This window comes from Gordonia sp. (in: high G+C Gram-positive bacteria) (assembly GCF_020438995.1).
Lineage (GTDB): Bacteria > Actinomycetota > Actinomycetes > Mycobacteriales > Mycobacteriaceae > Gordonia.
Genome location: NZ_JAGQTN010000080.1, coordinates 1 through 5,975 on the forward strand (window position 1 = coordinate 1; position 5,975 = coordinate 5,975).

The 5,975-nt window shown below is 68.4% G+C and carries 4 protein-coding genes and 1 pseudogene; 3 read left to right on the forward strand and 2 right to left on the reverse strand.

Annotation, left to right across the window (positions count from 1 at the left end):
* Both KDB67_RS06935 and KDB67_RS06940 read right to left on the reverse strand, forming a co-directional pair.
* Nucleotides 1-711: pseudogene (locus KDB67_RS06935) on the reverse strand (hypothetical protein); the annotation flags it as partial.
* Nucleotides 708-1,541 carry a hypothetical protein gene (locus KDB67_RS06940; protein ID WP_291014057.1) on the reverse strand — a complete coding sequence of 278 codons (834 nt, stop codon included), beginning with the start codon at nt 1,539-1,541 and terminating at the stop codon, nt 708-710. The gene KDB67_RS06940 and the pseudogene KDB67_RS06935, both read right to left, overlap by 4 nt.
* Nucleotides 1,542-1,840: 299 nt before the next feature.
* Between KDB67_RS06940 and trmB the strand changes: the two genes are divergently transcribed.
* From trmB to KDB67_RS06955, 3 genes are all read left to right on the forward strand, one after another.
* Entirely contained in the window at nt 1,841-2,581 is a 741-nt protein-coding gene (gene trmB, locus KDB67_RS06945) for a tRNA (guanosine(46)-N7)-methyltransferase TrmB (protein WP_291014061.1), read from the forward strand.
* A gap of 141 nt (nt 2,582-2,722) precedes the next feature.
* Nucleotides 2,723-3,325, forward strand: coding sequence for an NYN domain-containing protein (locus KDB67_RS06950; protein WP_291014063.1), 603 nt, complete (start codon nt 2,723-2,725; stop codon nt 3,323-3,325).
* A gap of 110 nt (nt 3,326-3,435) precedes the next feature.
* On the forward strand, nt 3,436-5,975 hold a 2,540-nt coding region (locus tag KDB67_RS06955), incomplete at its 3' end, for an MMPL family transporter (protein WP_291014059.1).

A 5,975-nucleotide genomic window follows, 5' to 3' on the forward strand; every position in this document is an offset into this window, starting at 1 on the left:
CAGGGACCGCACTGTCGCGCCGAGTTCCTCGATCACCTCGGCTCGTGCCGACGCGAACTCGATCCGGGCCGCCGCATACCGTTCGGCCCGCCCGCGATCGCGGCCCGCCACCGTCCGGCGCCGTTGTTCGCCGAGGTCTCGCAGCCGAACGGATTCGTCGGGCGGCGGGGTACCGGCAGCGTCTACCGCCGCCAGCGCAACGCCCGACTGCCGAAGCCTGTAGCGCGTCCCGGCGGGTGCCGATGTCACCGTCGTCAGCCATTCGGTCAGCGCGGCGATCCCCGTGCCGCCGGCGGTGGCGGCCACCCCGAACAGCGGCAACCGCCCTGCCGGATCGAGAACGGACCGGATCCGGCGCAGCATCATGGGCCAATCCCAATAGACGTCGATCTTGTTGCACACCACCGCCACCACACCGGCCTCCCGGCGCAGCGCGGCGAGCAGTGCCACCTCTTCCTCGCCCACCGCCGCCGACGGGTCCACAACGAGGATCGCCACCGCAGGATGCGGGTCCGCGTCTGACCCGTCCTGCCATTCCCGCAGCTCAAGGTGCGGTGCGACCTGAGTGCACGCACTGATGAGGCTCGACACTCCGGTGCCGCCGACTCCGGCGACGGTACCGGTCCGCCCCGGCGTCGCCAGCTCCGACACGTCCAGGCCGGTCACCGAACGGATCTCCGCAATCGTTTCCGTATCCAGAGTCGCGGTCACCGGGCCCGACCCAGGCCCGCGAGGAGGAGTTCAGCTGCGGTCCGCTCGTCACCGCGGGCCGCGATCCGCTCTGCGACAGCACCCAGACGACGGTCGCGGGCCGCGGCGACGGCAGGCGCACATGCGGTGATCACCCCAGCCAGCGCACCCAGTCCGCTCGCGGCGTGCAACAGTCCCGCGATCTGCGCGACGTCGGGACCGATCCGCCCGGCGGCCAGTTCTCGCGTCACCAACTCGACACCCCAGCGGTCCATGCTCCGCAGCAGGCCGATCCGCAGCTTCTCCTCATCTCCCGGGCCGATGTCTCTCACACCTGTTGGGGTGGTGAAGTGACCCGCAAGTTCCGGAACGGTCTCACCCGCGGCGGCCAGCGCCGCCAGCAGTTCCAGCTGAGGCCGGCCCGGATCGGCGACCGCCCACAGCGCCGACACCGGATGCACCGGACGGTCCAGTTCACGGGCACAGCGCGCCGCCGTCACGACGGCATCGGGTGCGAACACCGGCACCGGTCCCGGGTCGGGGACGGGTCCGTACACGTCCGCCTTGGTCAGCACCACGACGATGCGATCGACCGGCAAGGCATCGACGACCCGCCGGTCGGCCGCACGCGGCGGCCCCGACAGCACGTGACACCACAGATCCGGTCCCGACATGCCCGGCCCGGACACAGATGCGTCGACGGCCACCTCCGGCAGTACCCGCGAATCGATCGACAGGCGGCGCCGCAAGGCCCGCACCATCGTCGAACGCCCTGTCCCCGGACGTCCGGTGACCGCGACCGACACGGGCCGCCGGCTCTCGCGCACGGCATCGGCGAGCGCCGGATGCACGGCACGGTCCGGCCCGGCAGACCGGGGACGAGCCCGCCGGCGATGCTCGGCAGACACATCCTCACGCAACCAATCCCCCGAACCCAACGAATCCCCCGATCGTGTCCCCAACGGTGGTCAGACGCACACCGGCACCGCCGTTTCTGCCACTCTGGGTGTCGAATGTAGCCCGCATCCGGCGCCCCGCGGCACCCCCTCGGGCGCATCTGTGGATAACTTGGCACGATAACCGGGTGAGCGAGCAGCACCCCGAACCCCAGCCCGACCCCGACACCCCGTCGCAGACGCCTTCCGCCGAGGTGTCGTCGAGCGACGACGTCGACCGCAGCCGCCTGTTCCCGCGGGTGACGAGTTTCCGTTTCCGGCGCGGCACCCTGACGGCCGGTCAGGAACGCAACTGGGACGAACTGTGGCCGAAACTCGGCCAGGATCTGGAGATCGGCCGCAACCGCATCCCGCAGCCGCAACTGGACCTGACCGCGTTGTTCGGCCGCGATGCGCCCAAGGTCGTGGAGGTGGGCAGCGGCACCGGCGTGTCCACGGCCGCGATGGCCGCCGACGAACCCGGCGTCGACGTGATCGCCGTCGAGGTCTACAAACCGGGTCTGGCGCAGTTGCTCGGGCTGATCGACCGGGGCGGACTCACCAACGTCCGGCTGATCCGCGGCGACGCGATGGTGGTGCTCACCGAACTCATCGCACCCGGGACGCTCGACGGGGTGCGGGTGTTCTTCCCCGATCCGTGGCCGAAATCCCGCCATCACAAGCGCCGGTTCCTGCAATCGGGCACTATCGAGTTGATAGCCGACCGGCTGCGGCCCGGTGGCATCCTGCACATCGCGACCGACCACGCCGACTACGCGGTGTGGATCGCCGAGATTCTCGCGACCCAGGATCGTGACCGGCCGCACGTCATACCGCTGACCACCGAGTCCCCGCTGTCCCTGACCCGGCCGACCACCAAGTTCGAGGGCCGCGCCGAACGGGACGGACGCAGGATCAACGAGTTCGTCTACACCCGGCCGCTCCAGGACGGGTGAGACCGGCAAAGAATCAGGAACCTCGCGCACATGGCTGATCACGACTCGCCGGACCACGAAACCGCCGCATCCCACGGCCGCGCCGCCGACGGGCCACGACGTTTCGGTGACGCCATCTCCGGTCAGGTCGCGGCGCCGCGGATGCTGCTGGTCTGGGACGCACCCAACATGGACATGGGGCTCGGCGCGATTATCGGCGGCCGCCCCACCGCCGCCTACCGGCCCCGGTTCGACGCCCTGGGCCGCTGGCTGCTGCGCCGCACCGACGCCATCGCCGGCACCTCGGGCATCACGCCGGAGCCCGAGGCCACAGTGTTCACCAACATCGCCCCCGGCAGCGCCGAGGTGGTGCGGCCCTGGGTCGACGCCCTGCGCAATGTCGGTTTCGCGGTGTTCGCCAAGCCCAAACTGACCGACGACAGCGACGTCGACGCGGACATGCTCGCACACATCGAACTGCGCCGCGCCACCACCGGACTGGCCGGCGTCGTCGTCGCATCCGCCGACGGACAGGCATTTCGTGAGCCACTTCTCGCGCTCGCCGCTGAGGGGATCCCGGTCACCGTCGTCGGCTTCCGCGAACACGCGAGCTGGGCGCTGTCCTCCGAAGGCCTGGAATTCATCGATCTGGAGGATATCGACGGCGTATTCAGGGAACCGCTGCCCCGAATCGGTCTCGATTCGCTGCCCGACGAGGGCGCCTGGCTCACCCCGTTCCGGCCGCTGCGCGCCCTGTTGCGCTAGTTTCCGGGCCGCCACAACTCAGCGACAACTCAGGCGGTGCTGAAACAATCGTGCCGATAGACGTACGCTCAATGTTTTGAGACCCGATCGTCACGTGGAAGGAGCCGGGAGTGTTCGGAGCCATCGGCACCATGGTCTTCCGGCTGCGGTATGCGGTGATCGCCGTACTCATCCTGATGATGAGTGGCCTCGGCCTTTTCGGCCTCGACCTGGGCAAACACCTCAGTCAGAGCGGCTGGTTCGACCCGACGTCCGAGTCGGTCAAGGGTTCGGAGATCGCCGACACGGCATTCGGACGCGACCATAAATCCGACGTCATCGTGCTGGTCACGCCCCCGAAGGGCACCAGAGTCGACGACAAGGCGTTCGGGGCGAAGGTCGAGAAGTTCGTCAATACCCTCGTCGACGAGAATCCCGACGTCGTCGGCCGCGACGATCCGGGCATTTTCGACCCGTTCCAGCCGGTCGGTTCCACGCCCGCCGCACAAGCCGCCCAGAAAATGAAAGAGGAACAACTCTTCTCGGCGGACCGCACGCAGGCATTCATCTCCATCGGCATCAAGGGTGACAACGACACCGAAATCCTGGAGAACTTCAAGAAGGTCGAACACGAATTCACCGGCATCGCCGAACGATTCGACCTTCCCGGAACCGGATTCGAGACCGCCGGTCTGCAACCGATCGCCGGCGCGATGGCCCGTGGCATGGACGAGGACATCCACCGCGCCGAGCTCATCGCCCTCCCGCTGGTCGCCCTCATGCTGTTCTTCGTGTTCGGTGGTGCGGTGGCGGCGGTGCTGCCCGTGCTCATCGGCGGCCTGACCATCGCCGGTTCGCTGGGCATCATGAAGATCCTGGCCCTGACCACCGACCTGAACATCTTCGCCCAGTCGGTGGTCACGCTGATCGGCCTGGGCATCGCCATCGACTACGGCCTGTTCATCGTCAGCCGGTTCCGCGAGGAACTCGCCGAAGGCTATTCGACGGAGGCCGCGGTCCGCAGAACCGTGATGACCGCGGGTCAGACCGTCGTGTTCTCGGCGACGATCATCGTCGCGGCACTCGCCTGTCTGTTGATCATGCCGCAGGGCTTCCTCAAGTCGGTGGCCTACGGCGCGATCGCGTCGGTGGCGCTGGCCGCACTCCTGTCGATCACGGTGCTGCCCGCCACGCTGGCCATCCTGGGACCTCGTGTCGACGCGCTCAGCCTGCCGTTCCTGCGCCGCACCAAGACCAAGGCCGAGATCGAGGACGGTTTCTGGGGGCAGTTGGCCGGCCGGGTGATGCGGCATCCGATCGCCACCGCCGTCCCGGTGGTACTGCTCCTGCTGGTGTTGATCGTGCCGTTCGCGGGCATCAAGTTCGGCGGCATCAGCGAGTCCTATCTGCCGCCGGGCAATGAGTCCCGACAGGCGCAGGAGAGTTTCGACAAGGCGTTCCCGGCGCAGCGGACCGAGGAAATCAAGCTCGTCATCGCCTACGACGCCAACGACCAGGAACTCACCGGCAAACTGCGCTCGATCGCCGACCAGGCCAACGCGATCCCCGGTTTCACCAAGAAGTTCAACGCCGAGGGCGACAAGACCGGCCAGTACGGCGAGAACGGTCCGGCGGTCCTGGAGATGTCGGCCGGTCTAGTGGACCGCACCACCGCCGCCGAGGCCATCAAGGATCTGCGGGCCATCGACACCAAGGGTCTGCAGATGTGGGTGGCCGGAACGCCCACCCTCACCCAGGACTCGATGGATGCGCTGATGAGCAGGCTGCCGCTGATGACGGTGCTGCTGGTGCTGATCACCGGCCTGCTGATGTTCCTGGCGTTCGGATCGCTGATCCTGCCGATCAAGGCGGCGCTGATGACCGCGCTCGGTCTGGGCGCCACCCTCGGCATCCTCACGTGGATCTTCGTCGACGGCCACGGCTCCGACATCGCGAACTTCACCCCGGGACCGATGTTCGCGGCGGTGCTCGTGCTGATCATCGCGATCATTTTCGGCCTGTCCACCGACTACGAGATATTCCTGCTCTCCCGCATGGTCGAGGCCCGGCAGAAGGGTGCCAGCACCACCGAGGCGGTCCGGGTGGGCACCGCGCACACCGGCCGCATCATCACCGCGGCCGCCGCGATCCTGGTGGTCGTGACCGGTGCGTTCGGGCTGTCGGAGATCGTGATGATGAAGTACATCGCGTTCGGCATGATCGCCGCGCTCATCCTCGACGCGACCGTGATCCGCATGCTGCTGGTACCGGCGACGATGAAGCTGCTCGGCGACGACTGTTGGTGGGCTCCGCGCTGGATGCAGACGGTGCAGCGCAAGATCGGGCTGGGCGAGACGATCCTCGACGACGAACCCGACCAGTTGCGCGACGGCGCACCCGGTGCCCGCGTCATGCGCAGCGCCGGTCTCGTCGTCGCCGAGGCGCCGACATCGGTGCTGCGGTCGGCCCGCGCCGCCGGTGTCGCACGGCCCACGTCGTCGCAGGTCCGGCGGTCGAGCCACCCCCGGCCCGGCCCGCCGACGCCGCGCCCCGGTGCTCCGGCACCCGCCAAGAGAGCTAAGCACGGTCCCCAGCCCGCTCCCGAGCAGACCCCCGAGCAGGCCTCCGCCACGTCTGCGCCCGATAAAACGACGTCTACGGCAACGACGAC